Annotated in this window: 18 protein-coding genes and 1 pseudogene; 8 read left to right on the forward strand and 11 right to left on the reverse strand. The window is 59.5% G+C overall.

The features are described from left to right. Positions 1-200: 200 nt before the first annotated feature. Positions 201-500: a hypothetical protein gene (locus tag W930_RS0109120; RefSeq protein ID WP_023594726.1), complete on the forward strand. Its 300-nt coding sequence runs from the start codon at positions 201-203 to the stop codon at positions 498-500. A gap of 9 nt (positions 501-509) precedes the next feature. Here the strand turns inward: W930_RS0109120 and W930_RS0109125 are convergent, their stop codons facing one another. After that, positions 510-767: a helix-turn-helix domain-containing protein gene (locus W930_RS0109125; RefSeq protein ID WP_023594725.1), complete on the reverse strand. Its 258-nt coding sequence runs from the start codon at positions 765-767 to the stop codon at positions 510-512. Positions 768-847: 80 nt separating this feature from the next. On the opposite strand from W930_RS0109125, the gene W930_RS30055 reads away from it, so the two are divergent. The 4 genes and pseudogenes from W930_RS30055 to W930_RS29555 form a co-directional block, all read left to right on the forward strand. Next, positions 848-1216 carry a hypothetical protein gene (locus tag W930_RS30055; protein ID WP_144347238.1) on the forward strand — a complete coding sequence of 123 codons (369 nt, stop codon included), beginning with the start codon at positions 848-850 and terminating at the stop codon, positions 1214-1216. Positions 1217-1274: 58 nt separating this feature from the next. Next, on the forward strand, positions 1275-2453 hold the full coding sequence (locus W930_RS26745) for a toxin-antitoxin system YwqK family antitoxin (protein WP_023594723.1): 1179 nt from the start codon (positions 1275-1277) through the stop codon (positions 2451-2453). A gap of 112 nt (positions 2454-2565) precedes the next feature. Beyond that, positions 2566-2904, forward strand: coding sequence for a hypothetical protein (locus W930_RS0109140; RefSeq protein WP_023594722.1), 339 nt, complete (start codon positions 2566-2568; stop codon positions 2902-2904). Positions 2905-3070: 166 nt separating this feature from the next. Beyond that, positions 3071-3226: pseudogene (locus W930_RS29555) on the forward strand (IS3 family transposase); the annotation flags it as partial. A gap of 77 nt (positions 3227-3303) precedes the next feature. On the opposite strand, the gene W930_RS0109145 reads toward W930_RS29555, so the two are convergent. Both W930_RS0109145 and W930_RS0109150 read right to left on the reverse strand, forming a co-directional pair. Then, positions 3304-4098, reverse strand: a complete 795-nt coding sequence (locus W930_RS0109145) for an SDR family NAD(P)-dependent oxidoreductase (protein ID WP_023594721.1) — start codon at positions 4096-4098, stop codon at positions 3304-3306. Positions 4099-4273: 175 nt separating this feature from the next. After that, a complete protein-coding gene (locus W930_RS0109150; protein ID WP_023594720.1) occupies positions 4274-5194 on the reverse strand; it encodes a LysR substrate-binding domain-containing protein in 921 nt (306 codons plus the stop codon). 99 nt (positions 5195-5293) lie between these two features. On the opposite strand from W930_RS0109150, the gene glaH reads away from it, so the two are divergent. Together glaH and lhgO are read left to right on the forward strand one after the other, a co-directional pair. Continuing rightward, positions 5294-6229, forward strand: a complete 936-nt coding sequence (gene glaH / locus W930_RS0109155) for a glutarate dioxygenase GlaH (RefSeq protein ID WP_023594719.1) — start codon at positions 5294-5296, stop codon at positions 6227-6229. After that, a complete protein-coding gene (gene lhgO / locus W930_RS26750; RefSeq protein ID WP_023594718.1) occupies positions 6226-7533 on the forward strand; it encodes an L-2-hydroxyglutarate oxidase in 1308 nt (435 codons plus the stop codon). The genes glaH and lhgO overlap by 4 nt, the downstream gene beginning before the upstream one ends. A gap of 99 nt (positions 7534-7632) precedes the next feature. On the opposite strand, the gene bktB is transcribed toward lhgO, so the two are convergent. The 8 genes from bktB to W930_RS0109205 all read right to left on the reverse strand — a co-directional run bounded on the left by bktB (position 7633) and on the right by W930_RS0109205 (position 16847). Beyond that, on the reverse strand, positions 7633-8817 hold the full coding sequence (bktB, locus tag W930_RS0109165; protein ID WP_023594717.1) for a beta-ketothiolase BktB: 1185 nt from the start codon (positions 8815-8817) through the stop codon (positions 7633-7635). Between the two features lie 154 nt (positions 8818-8971). Continuing rightward, the gene (locus W930_RS0109170) at positions 8972-10249 is read right to left on the reverse strand and encodes an MFS transporter (protein ID WP_023594716.1); all 1278 of its coding nucleotides are present in this window, start codon (positions 10247-10249) and stop codon (positions 8972-8974) included. A gap of 675 nt (positions 10250-10924) precedes the next feature. Then, complete coding sequence (locus W930_RS0109180; protein ID WP_023594715.1) at positions 10925-11983, reverse strand: 3-keto-5-aminohexanoate cleavage protein; 1059 nt, start codon at positions 11981-11983, stop codon at positions 10925-10927. 563 nt (positions 11984-12546) lie between these two features. Then, on the reverse strand, positions 12547-13371 hold the full coding sequence (locus tag W930_RS26755) for a GntR family transcriptional regulator (RefSeq protein WP_023594714.1): 825 nt from the start codon (positions 13369-13371) through the stop codon (positions 12547-12549). Positions 13372-13629: 258 nt separating this feature from the next. Beyond that, positions 13630-14472: a TauD/TfdA family dioxygenase gene (locus W930_RS0109190; RefSeq protein ID WP_023872041.1), complete on the reverse strand. Its 843-nt coding sequence runs from the start codon at positions 14470-14472 to the stop codon at positions 13630-13632. A 311-nt stretch (positions 14473-14783) separates the two neighbouring features. Next, positions 14784-15149, reverse strand: a complete 366-nt coding sequence (locus W930_RS0109195) for a hypothetical protein (protein ID WP_023594712.1) — start codon at positions 15147-15149, stop codon at positions 14784-14786. Continuing rightward, the gene (locus W930_RS0109200) at positions 15139-15519 is read right to left on the reverse strand and encodes a hypothetical protein (protein WP_235195530.1); all 381 of its coding nucleotides are present in this window, start codon (positions 15517-15519) and stop codon (positions 15139-15141) included. Before W930_RS0109200 ends, W930_RS0109195 begins: the two co-directional genes overlap by 11 nt. A 215-nt stretch (positions 15520-15734) precedes the next feature. After that, complete coding sequence (locus tag W930_RS0109205) at positions 15735-16847, reverse strand: porin (protein ID WP_023872042.1); 1113 nt, start codon at positions 16845-16847, stop codon at positions 15735-15737. A gap of 300 nt (positions 16848-17147) precedes the next feature. Between W930_RS0109205 and W930_RS30060 the strand changes: the two genes are divergently transcribed. After that, positions 17148-17351 (forward strand): hypothetical protein, encoded by a 204-nt coding sequence (locus W930_RS30060; protein ID WP_144347236.1) that lies wholly within the window; start codon positions 17148-17150, stop codon positions 17349-17351. Positions 17352-17415: the final 64 nt, after the last annotated feature.

Consider the following 17415-nt stretch of genomic DNA (forward strand, 5'->3'; position numbering starts at 1 on the left):
GGCCGACGGTAGCCGACATACGTCGGCACCTTCGCTGCTCCCAAGCGAGAGCCACAAACCTGCGACGTCGAATCGTGTCGTCAACCGCCACAACCGCGGCATAAGCCCAGCCGCGTCTCAACCAGTCCTGCGTTGCAAATCAATCCGACCTGCGTTGGAGGCATGCACGCGTCCATTCATTACGAAATCAGGGAGAAGGCATGACCACATCCACGTTCCCTCCAATCGTCGCGCACTTTCGACTTGGTAAAGTCTTTGCGACTCCGGCGGCGCTGAACGCACTCGAAACAGCCAAGGTCTCGCATTGGGATCTGATCAGACGACACGCCCGGGGCGACTGGGGAGAAGTCAACGAGTCCGACCGTCGCGAGAACTATGACGCCATGGCATACGGGCTTCGCATCCTATCTAGCTACGCGCTGCCGACCGGCGAAAGGGTATGGGTAATTACTGAAGCAGACAGGTCGGCAACGACGTTGCTGTTACCGGAGGACTATTGAGCGGCAACATCAACGAGGCAGTTCCGTCATGGGGACGTCAATCACACGGTCGATGAACTCATGCGGATCTGCATCCAGGACTCGCAGAAAGTCGAGCAACTCGATCAGGTCAACGCGACGGCCACCGCTCTCGACCTTCGACACAAACGCCTGCGGTCGGCCAAGTCGGTCCGCCACGTCCTGCTGCAGCAGTCCGCGCGATCTGCGGAGCTCCGCCAACAGTCCGGCGATTCGCTGATACCTCGAGTCGTGAATTGGATGGGCCATGCGGCCGATTTTATATACGCATACCGCATATTCCGTATGCGTATACGCTATATTTAGGAAAACTCCATAAAGGGCGCGACATGGGACTGTTTTGGTGGGCATTGGTCGCCAGCGCAATCGCATTGACGATTGCGCTCGATTTACGCCGCCTGCACCTCAGTCGCGTCGGTCTTCCCACTCTCGGCTGGGTAATCGCCAGCCTGCTTCTGGGCCCGATGATCATCCCGGTTTATCGGATACAGCGCCGCCGGGCATACCTGGAAATGCTCGACGTCGTGTGGCAGTTCGTAGGCGACTCGACCTACCCAGTTGAGCGCCGACGTGAGCGTTTGGTGGCACTGCATGCACAAGGCCTCGTGACTCCTGCACTACTTGCAACGTGCCTGGAATCAATTGAATTGGAAAGCGCGGGCGGTTCTGTCTCAAACGAACGGCCCACACCGCAATAGCAGTCTCCGCAACAAGAAGCACAAACATCAGCCAGCTCTCACAACCCAAAACACGGATATGAAAACCAAGATCATCACGGGGATCACTTGTGTGGCAACAGCCGCACTCGTATTAAATCTCAGCGCTTGCGGCAACAAGTCTCTCGACTTCAGAAACGCTCAAATTGTGAACGGCAAGGTGTACGCCGAGGGAGCCAATGAACCCTTCTCGGGAAAACTGACAAACGTCCCCAATGGGGCCATCCTCGACAACCTCGGCAGCTTCGCGAAATTCTCGAACGTCGTCCGAAAAAGCTTGCCTCAATTGGACTTCGGTCCAGCGCGGGCTTCGAGTCTGGCTTACTTCTATAGCGGGGCGAGTGAAACGGTCGGTGTCTTCTGCGATGCAAAGGTTCGGAACGGGCTTCTTGACGGCTCAACAACGTGCAGCACCGCGAGCACCCAGAACGTTTTGCTCACGATGAAATTCTCGAGCGGGAAACTCGACGGCAAACTTACGTCTTACGTGCCTGGCGGGAACCACCAGGTCATCTCAGAGGTAGCCTTCGTGGACGGGCAGCCTGACGGCACGCAAGAGATCTTCAGCCCGTCAACCAAGAAGCGAGTACACGTCATTCACTGGGACAAGGGCCTGCTGACCGGTGCTGAGGAAGGATTCGATGAAAACACTGGCAACCGAATCCTCCAAGCCACGTATGTCAACGGCCAATTGGACGGGCCCTACACTCGATATGCGGCTGAAGGCGGCCAAGTAACCATGAAAGCAACATTCAGCGGAGGCAAACAGTTGGGCCGTCAAGACGGTTTCGACCCTGAGTCAGGACGTTTGATCAGTCGCGCCGACTTTGTCGACGGCAAGCTGCAGGGCATCGCACAGCGATGGGACAACTCAGGCAAGCTCATCTTCGAACACGAGTACCGCGATGGGCAAGCAATGCCCGACAGTGAACAGGTCAACGACTGCTTGGCGCATAAGCTTGGTGCTTATGAACGAACATCCACGAATTTGTGGACGCCTGATCAACGCGAAATGTGGCACGCAGAGTGCCGCAACAGCGCGGCCGCAAATCAAAACATCGCTGCGAACGCCCCTGCACAATCGGCTGGTAGCAAACCGAACTGCGTTGATAAATGGACCTCAGCCTTCCGCAAAGAAAACGGCGCCGACGCGATCGTAACCTCTGACCAACTTAGCGAATGGAGAATCTGGTGCGAGCAGGGGAAGCTGCCCAGCTAGTTCACTTCAAGCGGCGAATTCGGGTATACGGGCTACGCGTCAAAAGTGCCCAGCCCTTATACCCGGCTAGCCCACCAAAATCGATCACACTAACTGCATGAGGAATCTGGACATGTCCGTCGACATGAAGAAGTACGCCTCTGACGAACTCACTACCGCCGAACTCGACCACCTAATCATCTGCCATTCGTCGTTTCAGGTGGTCGGTGTAGCCGATATCGGGCAAGTCGTCGAAAGAATCGAAGGGCGCATTGAGAAATCGGGAATGAAATGCCGGGTGTACACGGAATACCGATCTGCCTCGGTGGTCTCCAGCTTCGGCCCGGCCGCGGTTCTAGGCGTAGGGGCAGCCATCGGCATGGCAGCCCACAAACTCGCAACATTCAATCCGGACTACGAACGCGGCAAGAACAACATCGCAGGTATAGTCACCGTCAAGTACATGAAGTAATTCGTCCACAGCCAAGCCGAAGCGCCCCTCTAAGCGGGCGCTTCGGCTAAACACGCACTCATTTTTTCCGCTGAAGATTGAATGCGGACTCATCATCGCGGAAAATACCCGATTCGGCCGCATGCCCCCCCCCTCTTTAGCCGGTGCACTCGACCATTCTCCGACACCGCAGAGCGCGTACATGTCGGCACAGGAAGCACATCGCGATATCAGCCGATACTTGATGCACCGGTACAACTGGATACGACCCCATCAGTTCAATGACGGACTGGCACCGGCTGTTGCGGAAGAAAAACTTAACACCGTGTCCGGGATCAGTTGACCACTACAGTCCTTGACGGATCGGAGCGGCATGACACCTCCGAAAACGGTTCGCCGCCCCCACGCGAGTCGTACGAATCACCCCATCACGAAGCGCTGCCCGTCATCCACCGACAGCGTCGCGCCGGTGATGAAATCGCTGCTCGGCGAGGCCAGCAGCAACACCGCATCGTCGAGCGCTTCGGGCGTGCCGAGCCGTCGGCGCGGCAATCCGTCGACAATCTTCTGACCGGCCGGCGTCTGAAGCATCGCGCGATTGATGTCGGTTTCGATGAAGCCCGGATTGATCGCGTTGACGTTGATCCCGTGGCCCGCCCATTCGTGAGCCATCGACCGTGTGAGGTGTTCGAGCGCCGCCTTGCTCGCGCCATAGATCGAGAGATTCGGCGTGTGCGTTTGCGCGGCGAGCGAGCAGATGTTGATGATGCGCCCCGGCAACTGACCGGCAACCAGCCGTCGCGCGAACGCCGTTGCCGTCAGCAGCGCGGCCTTCGTATTGACGCCGAACACGCGATCGAACATTTGCGCGTCGACATCGATCAACGCGGCGCGACCGCCTGTGCCCGCATTGTTGACAAGCGCCCAGAGCGGCGCCATCGTTCGCTGGATGTCGTCGAACACCAGATCCACCGCTGACGTGTCCGAGACATCGACCGGAAAATGACGCGCGACGCCGCCATGCCGTATGATCATGGCTTCCGTTTCTTTCAGCGGATCGGCGCGCCGACCCAGCAGCGCAACCTGCGCACCGGCCGCGGCCAGCGTACGTGCCGCCTGCCGACCCAAACCCGATCCTGCACCGGTGACGACCGCTGTCAGGCCTGAAAGGTCGAAATGCCGATCGGCCACAGGCTGCATATTCGTCGAACTCATCGCTACGCTCCGTCTAACAAGCTGACAAGCGCGCGGCCGTGCCGGTCGCGGCGCTGTCATGCCGATGAAGAGGTGACGTTTGGATCAACGCCACGCCTGCGCCATCCGTCAATGGCTGGCCGCAGTCTAACGTCGCTTATGCTTGTCTGACTTGACCATTCCTGCCGTGCGCTTATCATTTCCCGACACGGGGGCGCTTGGCGAGCCCCCCGTATGACAAGGCTGCATCGATGAACCCCCGCACGCAGGGCGAATGCTCGCGAACCCTATAGGCCACCGCGAGTTCGACCTGTTTTTCGAAGTCGCTTAACGGTTTGAACACCACGCCGGGTTGGGCGAATCCGCCGATGGATTGCGGCACAAGGGCGACGCCGTAGCCCGCGGACGCCATGCTCACGGCCGTAATGAAATCGTTGACCCGATACTCCGGTTGCGCATCGAACCCCCCCACACGGCCAAGCCGGGCCAAGTCTTCCACGAAGCCGGCGGCCTCGTTGAACTGCGGCGCGATGAATGACGCGCCGCGCAACTGGGCAGCCTTCACGGCTTTCATTCGCGCGAGCGGGCTGTCCGCCGGCAGCGCAATCAACAAGCGTTCACGCTGAACCACCTGGGCTGTGACCCCGTCGGGATAGTGCGCGCGCGGCCGGATGAAACCGACATCAATACTCCCGTCCGACAAGCGCTCCAGTTGCGTCGGTGTTTCCATCACCACAATGTGCATACGGACGTCCGGGCTCACCCTCCTGAACGCCTTGAGCGTATCGGGCAGCAGCCCGGTCGTGACCGCCGATCCGATGTAGCCAAGCGCAACGCGGCCGGCTTCGCCTCTCGCAGCCAGACGCCCAATCCGATCGGCGCGCTCCAGTTGGCGCAGTGCGGCCTTGGCTTCGACCAGGAAAACATTGCCCGCATCGGTGAGCGTGATCGCCGCCCGCTTGTTGCGGTTGAGAAGCCGAACCCCGAGATCGGTTTCCAGCCGCTTGATCTGCTGACTGAGTACCGATTGTGCGATATCGAGCCGGTCCGCTGCGCGAGCGAAGTGCAGATCTTCGGCCAATGCGACGAATAGCTTCAGTTGCCGGCTATCGATCATGTTTAATCTTAATCCACGAATAAAAATTCATTTTGTACGTGTTTAACGAATTACAAATACGGAGTCAAATGGCATCACTTACCTCGCAAGGACACCATCATGAACTCCGTCACAGCACTGCCGACGATCCCGTCGGTCGATTCGCAACTGAAGTTCTCGATCGAGCGCCATCCGCATCATAAGCGCTTGCGTCACATCACCGTACGCCCTGATGCGTTGCAGAAATTCTTCGCCTCGGTCAAAGACGTCGACCTCCAGAACCTCGAATACGTCCCCTTCATGCGCTTTATGTTGGCGCAGGCGCTAGAGCGTGCCGTCGGCGCCGACTTCGCGCCCACGCTTCGCAAACTCGTCCAGGACCGTGCCACCGGGGGCTTCACGCTGGGCGTGCTGAACGCCACCGCTGATCACAGCGATTTCGTGCGCTTCGGCACCGCCGTCGGCTTCCTGCTCGGACCGGCGAATCACGACGCCATGTCGGGTACCTACTACGCTCGCTTCCTTGTCAAAGACACCGACAACAGCGACTCCTATCTGCGCCAGGCATACCGCCTGTTCACGCTCCACACGGACGGCACCTTTGTCGACGAGCCGACCGAATGGCTGCTCATGATGAAGTTCGCGGAGGAGAACGCCGTCGGCGGCGAGTCGCGTTTTATGCATCTCGACGACTGGAGCGAGCGGGACACTTTCCTCAACGATCCCCTGGCCACGCGGCCGTTTCTCTACAAGGCACCGGGTTCGAAGAATGTCAACGCTCAGATCGAGCGGCCCGTTTTCTTCCAGAGCGAGTATGGCCTGTCGATGTCGTTCATCGACCAGTTCGTACAGCCCCGTTCCGGCGCCGAAGCGACTTATCTGCATGACTTGTCCGCATCGATGGAAGCCGCTGCCGCAACGCGCGAAGTTCCTTTGCCCGTGGGCGATCTCGTGGTTCTAAACAACTACTTCTGGCTGCACGGTCGGGCGCCGTTCCAGAAGCATCCGTCACTGCATCGTGAGTTGATGCGCCAACGTGGAGTGTTCTCGAAATGACGACGGAACTGAATCACCGCGGATATGACGCGGACGTCCTGATCGTGGGCGGTGGCATCGTAGGCGTGTCGACGGCCATGCAGCTGATCGAGCGTCATCCCGGCCTGAGCGTGCTGTTGCTGGAAAAGGAAGCGGCGCTCGCCGCGCACCAGTCCGGGCACAACAGCGGGGTGATCCACGCCGGCGTGTACTACGCACCGGGCAGCCTCAAGGCCGAGTTCTGCAGGCAAGGCGCGGCCGCGACCTATGCGTTCGCTCGCCGCCACGACGTGCGCGTTGAGCAATGCGGCAAGCTGATCGTCGCGACCGAAGACGTCGAAATGGAACGACTGAAGGCGCTGTACACGCGGTGCCAGCAGAACCGGCTCGAGCCGGAGATGCTCGACGAAAAGGCGCTGAGGGCACTCGAGCCGCGCATTGCGGGGCGTGCGGCGATCCGCGTGGCCTCCAGCGGTATTGCAGACTATCCGGGCATGACCGCAACGATGGCGCGACTCGCCCAAGCGCGTGGTGCGCAGATTTTGCCGAACCAGCGTGTCGATGCGCTTCACGAGGACGATAACGGCATTACCGCAGAGGCCTCGGGCGGCCGGTTCCGGGCAAAACACGCGATCGTTTGCGCAGGACTGATGGCGGATCGCCTGGCGAAGATGTGCAAGGTCGATCTCGATTTCCGGATCGTGCCGTTTCGCGGCGAATACTATCGCTTGCCGGCCTCGAAGAACGACATCGTGAACCACCTGATCTATCCGGTGCCGGATCCCGCGCTGCCGTTTCTCGGCGTGCATCTGACGCGCATGATCGGCGGATATGTCACCGTGGGTCCCAACGCCGTGCTGGCGCTGGCGCGCGAAGGCTATCGCTGGCGCGATGCAAGCCTGAAGGATCTCGCCGGCATGGCAACGTTCCCGGGCTTCTGGAAGATGCTCGGAAAGCATGGCGCTTCGGGACTCACCGAGATGCGCAACTCGCTGTGGAAACGCGGCTATCTCGAACTGTGCCGCCGATACTGTCCGGAACTCGAGTTGTCCGACCTTGATCCGTACCCGTCCGGCGTACGCGCACAGGCCGTGATGGCAGACGGCAGCATGGTGCATGACTTCCTGATCCGCTCGTCCAAGCGCAGCTTGCATGTCTGCAATGCACCTTCCCCGGCGGCCACCTCCGCGCTGCCAATCGGTGCACATCTCGTCGAGCAGTTCAGCCAGCGATTCGATCTAGTGCCTGCCCGCGCACACGCGACAACGCAGGCCCCCCCTCTGGGGGCCGCTTTAGCCGTCTGTGGGAAACGCGGTCGAGCGTGAGGGAGATAGATCGTGCCCCTGAAAAGGCACGATCTCGTGACGATGGGTTGATGCCTTCGCCAAACCTGCCCGGTTCAGCCGCATCAACCCCATACGCACTCACATCCGCTCGAACACCGCAGCGATGCCCTGCCCACCGCCGATGCACATCGTGACCAGCGCATAGCGTCCGCCCACGCGCTGCAACTCATGGATGGCTTTGACAGTAATCAATGCCCCGGTCGCACCGATCGGATGACCGAGCGAAATACCGGAACCGTTCGGGTTCACCTTGGCCGGGTCGAGCTTCAACTCGCTTGACACCGCACATGCCTGCGCCGCGAACGCTTCGTTTGCCTCGATCACGTCGAGATCGTCGACGGTGAGCCCCGCGCGCGCCAGTGCCGCACGGGTCGCCGGCACGGGGCCGATACCCATGATCTTCGGGTCCACGCCGGCGTGCGCGTAGGAGACCAGGCGCGCCATCGGCCGTGCACCGCGCCGCTCGGCGGTCCCGCGCTCCATGAGCAACAACGCCGCCGCCGCATCATTGATGCCCGACGCGTTACCCGCGGTCACCGTGCCTGCGTCGCGATCGAACACGGGCTTGAGTCGCGTGAATTCATCAAGCGTCGCGTTCAAGCGTACGTGTTCGTCTGTATCGAAAACCGTCGCTCCCCGCTTGCCATTGAGCGTGATGGGCAGAATCTGATCTTTGAAATAGCCATGCGCAATGGCGCGCGCGGCGCGACGATGCGACTCAAGCGCCAACGCGTCCTGCTGTTCGCGTGAGATGCCGAATTGCCGGGCAATGTTTTCCGCGGTCACACCCATATGGAAGCGATGAAACGGATCCGTCAGCGCTCCGACCATCATGTCGACGAGCGTCGCGTCGCCCATGCGTGTGCCAAAACGCGCTTGGGGTGCGATATGGGGGGCGCGGCTCATGTTCTCCGCACCGCCCGCCACGGCGATGTCAGCGTCGCCCAGCAGAATGCTCTGCGACGCGGAGATCACGGCCTGCAATCCGGAACCGCAAAGGCGGTTCAATGTGAAGGCCGGCGCGTGCTCGGACACGCCTCCATCCATGGCGGCCACGCGCGCCAGGTACATGTCCTTCGGTTCGGTGTGAATCACATTACCGAAGACGACATGGCCGACCTCGCCTCCGTCGACGGCGGCACGCGAGAGCACTTCGCGTACCACTTGTGCACCTAACGCTGTCGGCGCGACGTCTTTGAGGCTTCCGCCAAAATCACCGATCGCCGTCCGAACACCGCTGACGATTACCACTTCACGTTTCATGTTTGCCTCCCTGCATTAATTCGTAACGCACGATGCGTTGAGCGGCGCGACGAAGGTTAACAAAATTCACCCGCTTCGCGGATCGTGCCGAAGCGGGCGACTCGAAATACGGCCCCCCCTCAATGTCAGAACGACGAGGGGTGCTACACCGGCATCACACGCCGCGGCGCCGCGCCTCCGCCACGTGACGCCACCGGCCAATGATGTACACCGAGAGCGGCAGCAGTGCCGCGATCGGCAACAAGCGCAAGGCAGCCTGAAGGCCAAACGCGTCCGCCACCATGCCGGTGACAAACGGGCCGGCTGCGAGGCCCAGGATATTGTTGAACAGAGTCAACGTGGCAAATGCCGATCCATGGATAGACGACGGCGTGGCCTCTGCAATGATCGCGCCACATGTGCCGAACGAACTGGCCAGGAAGAACACGGCGGGGATGAGAAGCGCAAGTTGGAGATTGCCGGGCGGCAGACGGAACGCAGCCGTCAGCAGCACAGCCAGAACCAGGCAATAACCAATGGCCACGTTCCATCGCTTGAGCGAAGAGGTGCCGCTGAGGCGATCGGTCAATACCCCGCACAGAAGTTGACCCATTCCGCTGACAAGGACAAGGCCGGCAGCCACCAGGGCAGCCTTGCCGACCGGCATGCCCCAATAGCGATTCAGATAGCTGGGCAGCCACACGAAAAGCGTCCCTTGAACGAAGATCTGCGAGGCAGAGCCAAGGTATGCGCACAGGACAGACCAGGACGGGAACAGACCCGAGAACAGCGCACGGGGCGTCAGCTTCACACGTGCCGGCGTCGGGGTTGCGCGCTCCTCGGCCGGCCGCGCATTTGCGAGCCGTTTCTCCGTCACGACAAAGTAGTAGATGATGGTCAACACGAAACCGATAACCGCCATCAGCCCCAGCGACCAGCGCCAGCTAAAGTGCGTCGCGACAAGGCCGGAAAGCGAAACGCCGAGCACAGACCCGAAGGCCGCGGCAGACGTAAAGCCGCCGGCAATGGTAGAGCGCAGGTGTTTGGGGAAAATGCCCACAAGCATCGCGAATCCAACGCTTCCGTAAGCCGCTTCACCGACGCCAACCAACAAACGTGCGATGAACATTTCGTTGTAGTTGGCGGCAAGCGCGCACCCGAGCGTGGCAACACTCCACAGCGCCACCATCAGCGCAATACTTTTGACACGCCCCCAGCGGTCCGCGACGATGGAAAACGGGAGCGTCAGCACGCCGACCGCCAACGGCACGATACCGCTGATCGAGCCGAGGTGGGTGTCGTTGAGTTGCCACTCCACTTTCAAGATGGGGAACAGAGCATTGATCGCCTGGCGCGACATGTAGTCGGAAAGTAGAAGACAAAACATCAATGCAAATACCACCCACGCGTAGGCGCGGGCACCACTCGGCGCTGCAGCCGACTCGGCCGGCATCGCGCTATTCGTATATACGTTCACTTCTGTCTCCTCGAATGATTCTCGAAAATCATATTGAGTCCTGCCGCCTGGTGTCGTCAGCCCGCGTGAAGCAAGTCTTTTTCACCATGACCGGCAATGGTTCTTCCTGCTGGTCATCCAAATCGCCGGTCGCATTCTTTGTGCGCCGTGCTTGTTTCTGATTTCGACACTTTTTTCAAGCATCTTGACCACGTTTTCGCTGACGGTAAATCAGCTCGATTTGCTCAGCGTGCAGCACTCGATGCTCGCCGGAAAATCCATATTGCTGCTGCCCCACCGGAGCGCAATTTATCTCCCATTCGGCGGGTGATTCTCGCAGCGCGGGAGATCTTGATAACAAGCGCGCAGACCCGACGACAAGCATAGACTTCAGAATAGCATCTGAATTTATTTTTGGCGACATTAATTAAATGTCGTTCAAAAAGACCCGTCTGAGCGTGGCGACGGCGCGTTTTTCTTTGGCGTAAACCCGGGGAAACGCAGAACATTTTCATGTCGACGGCCGAATAAGCCGACCACCGAAAGGCATTGTTCGATGCCAGGCATTCAGTCAATGTATGCGTATGGAGGGGAGTCAGCGTCGGCTTGCCTCCGTCTCTGAACAAGGCCGGACGCCCTCATACCGCCGATGATGCCCCTCCCCCGCAAGCGTTAGTCCGGCTTGCGCAGGAACCCCTGGTTGGCGCCCTTGCGGTTCGGTGCGAAGCCATTGGCCGCAAGCGTTTCGTCCGCCGTCTCATAGAAGACCCCGATCTTCATGATCTCTCGCGCCTGTGCCGCGGTCGCGATGGGGCGACCGAATTCGCCGGAGATACGCACCAATTGCTTGATCTGCTCGACCGAGCTCATCTTCCCGGTGCGGGTCTGGTTCCAGAGGACATCCTCGATGCCGCAACGCACATGCAGGCCCAGGGCGATGCCGATCATGTTGATGGGCAGCACGTTGAGCACTGAGCTCTCGACCGTGACCACCGCGCCGTCCGGCATCGCGCGCAGGAAGTGGGCCAGGTTGTAGATGTTCGCCTGATCCATGCCACCGCTGATCGCCACCCAGTTCAACACCAGCGGCCCTTTGTAGACGCCGCGACGAATCATCCGCTCGATCGTTTCAAAGCTGTTGATGTTGTAGCACTGAAACTCGCTTTGAATCCCGGCCGCCGTCAGGCGTCGGATGTGCTCCTCGACCCAGCTGGGATTCGAAGGAACAATCATGTCCTTGTAGGTGGAATAGAGGTGCGGGAAGCCACGGGAAACGCCGCGGAAGTCATCCTCACCCGCGTGCTCCGTCACGTTCATCTGCGTCGTGTTGACGGTCACCGTCACCTGGTCGGGCCTCGGTTCGAGTTCGGCCAGCATATGGCGCGTGTCGTCGCTCAGCCACTTTGCGGCCTGGCCGTCGGATTCGGGCGCGAAGCTGATGGAGCCGCCCACCTGGATGATCATTTCCGGCACGCGGGCACGCACCCCGGCGATCAGCTCGTTGAACATGGACAGGCGCTTGCTGCCCTTGCCGTCGAGTTCGCGCACATGCAGGTGCAGTACGGTGGCGCCGGCCTCGTAGCAATCCACCGCCTTCTGGATCTGCTCCTCCATCGTGATGGGGATATCTTCCGGGAAGTCCGAGGGAATCCAGCCCGGTGCGTAGGGCGCGGCGGTGATGATCAGGGGCTGCTGGTTTTCGGGATACAGGTGGCCGTCAAGGAAGTTCATGATGGATGGATCTCCAAGTTGAAACGTGAATAGTGAAAATGTCGAACCGATGAGAAAGCTTTAGCACCCATTTGCAGCACCATCTTCGGTATGGAAGTGCGAAGGCGATCCAGCATTTCGTTGAACAAGTGTCTGGAACCACGATTGCATCATCTGGCCTTGCGTCACTTCCCGCTTTACATTGGATGTCTCGGACTTAACTCTTCGTGACAAGAACGCGCCCTGCCTGGTGGGACACCGTCAAGCACATTCGGAACTCAACTTGGGAGACGACGTACGCCATCCCATTTTGCTCCCGGCGCCTCCTGAACGTATCGAGGAAAGAAGTGTTGATTCGCGATGTGTGATTTGGGGAAAACCCGGTGGCGAAATGAGGTTTGCCGAGCGGCAAACGAGGTCAACGACGAAGGGGGGGCGTGATGCGTCCTCCCTCTGTTCCGGGATCATCACACACAATTTGAGCGGTATTGCGGCCGCGATAGACGGCCCAACAGTGGCAGGGAGGGCGCCGGATAGTGCCGCGCGCAATCAGGACTTAACGATCCCGAGCGCACGGAAAGCGGTTACTTTGCCGCGATGTTCTCAGTTTCGGATTTCGTCGCCGTGGTGGCACGTGAACGCCGACCGGATGCCGGCTTTTCGACAATGGCGCGTACGGCAGTATCCCTGGCTTCGTCCAGGCGACCGATGGCAAGGGAAAGCAGGAGCTTATTGTCCCGCTGGACCGCAGCTTTCTGCAGCGCCCGCCAGTCACGCAATGAGGTTCGAATCGCTCGGGGTTCTGCGACAAAACCCAGCCGGACATAACGCAGCGTTCGCAGCGAGATTGAGTGCAAGAGGTCCACCAGAAGCCGATTGCTGCACAGACTGACCATAGTGAAATTCAGGAGGAAACTTTCCACGGCATAGGCGTCGGCAGACTCGTCGGCCGCCTTGATCAGCTTGGGGAGGTGCGTCGTCAGTAACGCCTCGAGCTCGGCTGGATTTTCGCGCGCTACCTGCTCCAGCATCGTGACGTAAAGTACGCTTCGCACGTGAAATATGTCGCGAAGCTCATGCTCGTCGGGCGAGGTCACGATCGCCCCGCGCCTGGACTGAAATTCGACTAGACGGTCCCGCTCCAGTATGCGCATTGCTTCGCGCACCGGCGAACGGCTGACGTGCAGCACCTCGCTGATATCCGTCTCCAGCAAGCGTTGTCCCGATTTCACCAGATCCAGCGTAATGACGCCGGCCAGCCGGGCAGCGATCTGATCGGCAATCGGTGCCGAGGCGGTCGCCCAGTCCTGCCCGCGCAGCACCGCTCGCTCGACCGCCAGCATCAACGAATTCTTGGGCGTCAGAAGCGCGGAAAGGTCAGGGAGATTTTGCGTTTTATTTCGGGCCATAGTGATAGCGGACTTAATTTCCTCGAATTTAATCCGCTGCCATTATAGGCGCCAGTATTTCTTATCGACAAAAACCCGGAATCGACGGGTTCCGAGTGAACCCGGCCCCTGCCGCTGACGCTTTGCGCGCCGGAAATTTCCAACTCCCATCCGGCGGACGTGGAACCACCTAGACGCGCCCGGCTGCGATTGACCTGAGATCACGGGCGGCCGAATATCCCGCCTCATCAGGAAAATCGCACGGGGACAAGCAGACGATCAATAAGGCTTGTCACCTTCGATCCCGGCGCGCTCCATCTTGCGCGGCGCCGGCCAATAGTCCATGACCGCGTAGTGCTGCGTCGAACGGTTATCCCAGACGGCGACACTGTTCGGCTTCCAGCGGAAACGAACCTGATACTCAGGGATCGATGCCTGGCTCTGCAAATAGTTCAGCAAAAGGCTCGCGCCGGGCGTCTTGTCCAAACCGTAACGCACATTGTCAGTGGTGTGGTAGTTCGCGAAATGCGTTGTGAAGCTGGAGACGTAGAGCGTTTTTTCGCCGGTTTCCGGGTGCGTGCGGACGACAGGGTGCTCCACCTCTGGATTCTGCGCTGCCAGCTTGGCGCGCTCTGCCGGGTCCATCGCCGCACCGAACGAATGTTCAATGCTGCTTTTCGCCCTCAGGTCAGCGATACGTCGCTTGATGTCGTCAGGGAGCTGCTTGTACGCCTCGACCATATTGACCCAGATCGTGTCCCCCCCAACCTCTGGACACTCGATGCAGCGCAGCACAGCACCCATCGATGGGTTCGAGCGCCAGAGCCCGTCGGAGTGATAGTTGTTTTCGTAGGGGTTTTTGATTTCCGATCGATAGACCTGCACGAGGCCCGGGTGATCCGGATCGCTTCCGGCAACCGGATGGTCTTCCAACGTCCCGAACCGGCGAGCAAAAGCGACATGCTCGGCACGCGAGATATCCTGGTCCCGGAAAAAAAGGACGCGGTGTTGAAGCAACAGCGCCTTGAGTTCCGCGAACAACGACGCATCACGCGATGCATCTCCCAAGCTCACGCCGGACACCTCGGCGCCAATGCAGGCGGTCAGTCTCTCTACTTTCATCATGAATGAAATTTCCTTGTCTCTGGCAGGCTTTTCATCAGCTCACCACGCCCGCCGCCAACACACCGACAAGCGTCGCAACCAAGCCGTGAATGATTGTTGTCCTTCACCTGTATTGATAAGATAGCAGGTAAATTTATTTATGTCGACATTAATTGGCCGGCAATCAACCCCGACCGATAGCTAAAATGCAATGGCGGTGTGCGGCGCCAGCTGCCGGACCGACTCGACGCCACGAGCGCGACAGCCTTACGACGCGCAGCGCTGTTCGCCTCGACTCGCCTCGAATGCGACGCTTGCCGCGGAATGGGTCATGATGAGCGCTCGGCAAGCGCGCGGATCGAGTGAAGCAGTTCCAGGGCCCGTGTTGCGGCCCGCGACCCCTCTGGCGCATCACCCCGAACGTACAAAGGGCGAAGCTCCTCGATTTCGGTCAGCGCACTCAGCAATTCGCCCGCGGCAAGGGAGTACTTGCGCAACATGTTCACGACGAGCATCGAATTGTGGACGATGTCCTCACTGTCCGGCGTGACGCCACGGCGATGCAGCGCGTAGTTTGCCCAGTGCGTCCCGGCCAGCATGGCGGCCTCGATTTTCATTTCCCAGTCATCGGCGCCGAGATGCCTCAACGACGCCTCTATGCGCTCGGCTTTGCGCCGATGATTCTCAGCGTTCATATGTCGCCCCTTTCAATGCCTGCTCGAATGTGCACATGATGTGTCCAAACGCCTGCTCGCATTCGTTGACGGTGGCTTGCGTAGCAACGCGATCCCCGCGAATACATGGATCCCGGTGATGTTCGATGACAGATACCGAATACTCGATTTGCCGAATGGCCTCCGGCATGTTTCCCTCGATTTTTGGCCAGCCCACATGACTGACGTCGCCGAGTCCGCGCAACTCGCGAGCGTAGCTGCCGTCGGGTTGTTGCACGACGTGTACGCCGGGAATGGTCGAAAACACCGGATCGTCTCGCGTGATGCCCATCAAATGAAGCGTTGCGTTGAACACGTTGGTGCTGGCAGTCAATGTGGTCCAGAACCACATTTCGAAGTCGGCCAACGGGTCGAGGCGCTTTCGGAGCGCAGCCATGCGGCGAATCTTGTCGACGTGCGAGTTGATCTTCATGACTGGCCCTCCTTGAGTGAGTTGCGGACTGGCGTTCCTTTTCGCCAACGCACATACGGCGACGTGCGCGCCATCCGAGGATGCCCGTCCACTGCATCGATACGTACCGTAGACGGGCAGTAGCGAACGCCGGATCAGAAGGTGTGGCGCATACCGAACTCCAAGCCGAGCTGATTCCCGCCGGCGGCCGGAGCGGCGGGAACCGCAGTGCCGGCGGAGACCGAATATGCAGCGCCTGTGCCGCTGTTCTTCATGTACGCGGCCATGCCGTACACGGAGGTACGTTTGCTAAGGAAATAGTTGGCTCTGACAACACTCAGCAAGCCGTTTGAGTGGAATGTGTTATTGCTGATGTGGGAAACCTGAGTATCGAACACCCACGCCCCGTGCGGCAGGGAAGCGCCCAAATATTCCAGGTCAGTCTTGACCGATTGGACGTCACCGCGAACGACTCGATGAATCCAGCCTGCACCGAGCTTTACCGGGCCGGCCATCAAATAGCCGTTGAATTGGTAACGGCGATCGGTGTCTCCGGATTTGGTAAACGCAACGCCCGGCCCGCCAAGGACGAGCGTGGCCGCCGTAGAGCCCGCACCGCCTCGCAATTCTTCGTACGTGGTGGCGATGCCCCAGCGATTCCCGTCATATTTGAGCATCCCGGACATCCCCCGGCAGCCGATGGAATCGCTCCCACTCTGACCGGCGCAGCTCATGGAGTCACGACCAAATGAATAGTTCGCCCCCACGGTGAGCCCTGAGAAGGTTCCCATATACGTCACGGCGTTGTCGAAGCGGTCCGCCAGTATGCCGCTGTCGAGCGACCCCAAGCCACCAAGCCCCGTAGCGCCCATGATATTGGCTTGGAGCATCCCCCACGTCTGCATGCTGTACTGGCGACCCAACAGGATTTTGCCCCATGTGTTGCTCAAACCGACGTAAGCCTGTCGGCCAAACAATCGATTGCCCTGCTGCATCGACCCGTTCGACATGGAAATGCCGCTTTCCAACGTAAATACGGTCTTCAGACCGCCACCCAGGTCTTCCGAACCGGTCATGCCCCACCGCGACGGCACGTCTCCGCCCCCGATAACGGGCACTCGCACGACAGACCCTCCCGTCGGCGTGGAGTTGGTGATGAACTCGACGCCGGTATCCACGATGCCATACAAGGTGACGTTGCTCTGCGCAAACGCCGGCGCGGACGCGATGGTGGCGGCCAGTAACAACGCAAGTCTCGTTTTCTTCATGCTATCCCCTCTTCTGTTGAGTCTATGCCTATAGGTAAAAAACCGGTGCGCTCTGGTAATCCCTTGCATCAAGCTCTGCGGGCGGCGGCAGTGCGTGGCTCCCGGCCGCGATGACAAGTTCCATCATGTGTCGAAAAAAATGATGTCGACATTAATTCTAATACTGAGTCGCACCGGAACAACTGATAGGGGAACTCCCTATTTTTATTGTTGTCGACATTAATGTAATGTGGAGATGCACTCACGATGGCCTCGCCCCTGCTGGGAGGTCGATGTCAAGTCAATGAACGGAGGGAATCCATGCTGTCGACACTGCCGATTGCAAAAACATTGGTGACGAAGACGCATGCCGCTCGACGGGTTGCGGCGCGGATTGCTTCAGCGTTTGCGCCAACGGCGCAATACTCGCCATTGACTCACGAAGCGCTTTGCTATGGATGCATGGCAGGCATAGTGATGCCGCCCCACCATCACATCGCCCCACGTAATCCCGGCATGTCGTGAAACGTCAAGTACAAGGCATGCAAGGTAAAGCGGCAAGTGGCGCCCGGCCAGATGATTCAATCGT

It is taken from the genome of Pandoraea sp. E26, assembly GCF_000681415.1.
GTDB classification, from domain to species: Bacteria; Pseudomonadota; Gammaproteobacteria; order Burkholderiales; family Burkholderiaceae; genus Pandoraea; species Pandoraea pnomenusa.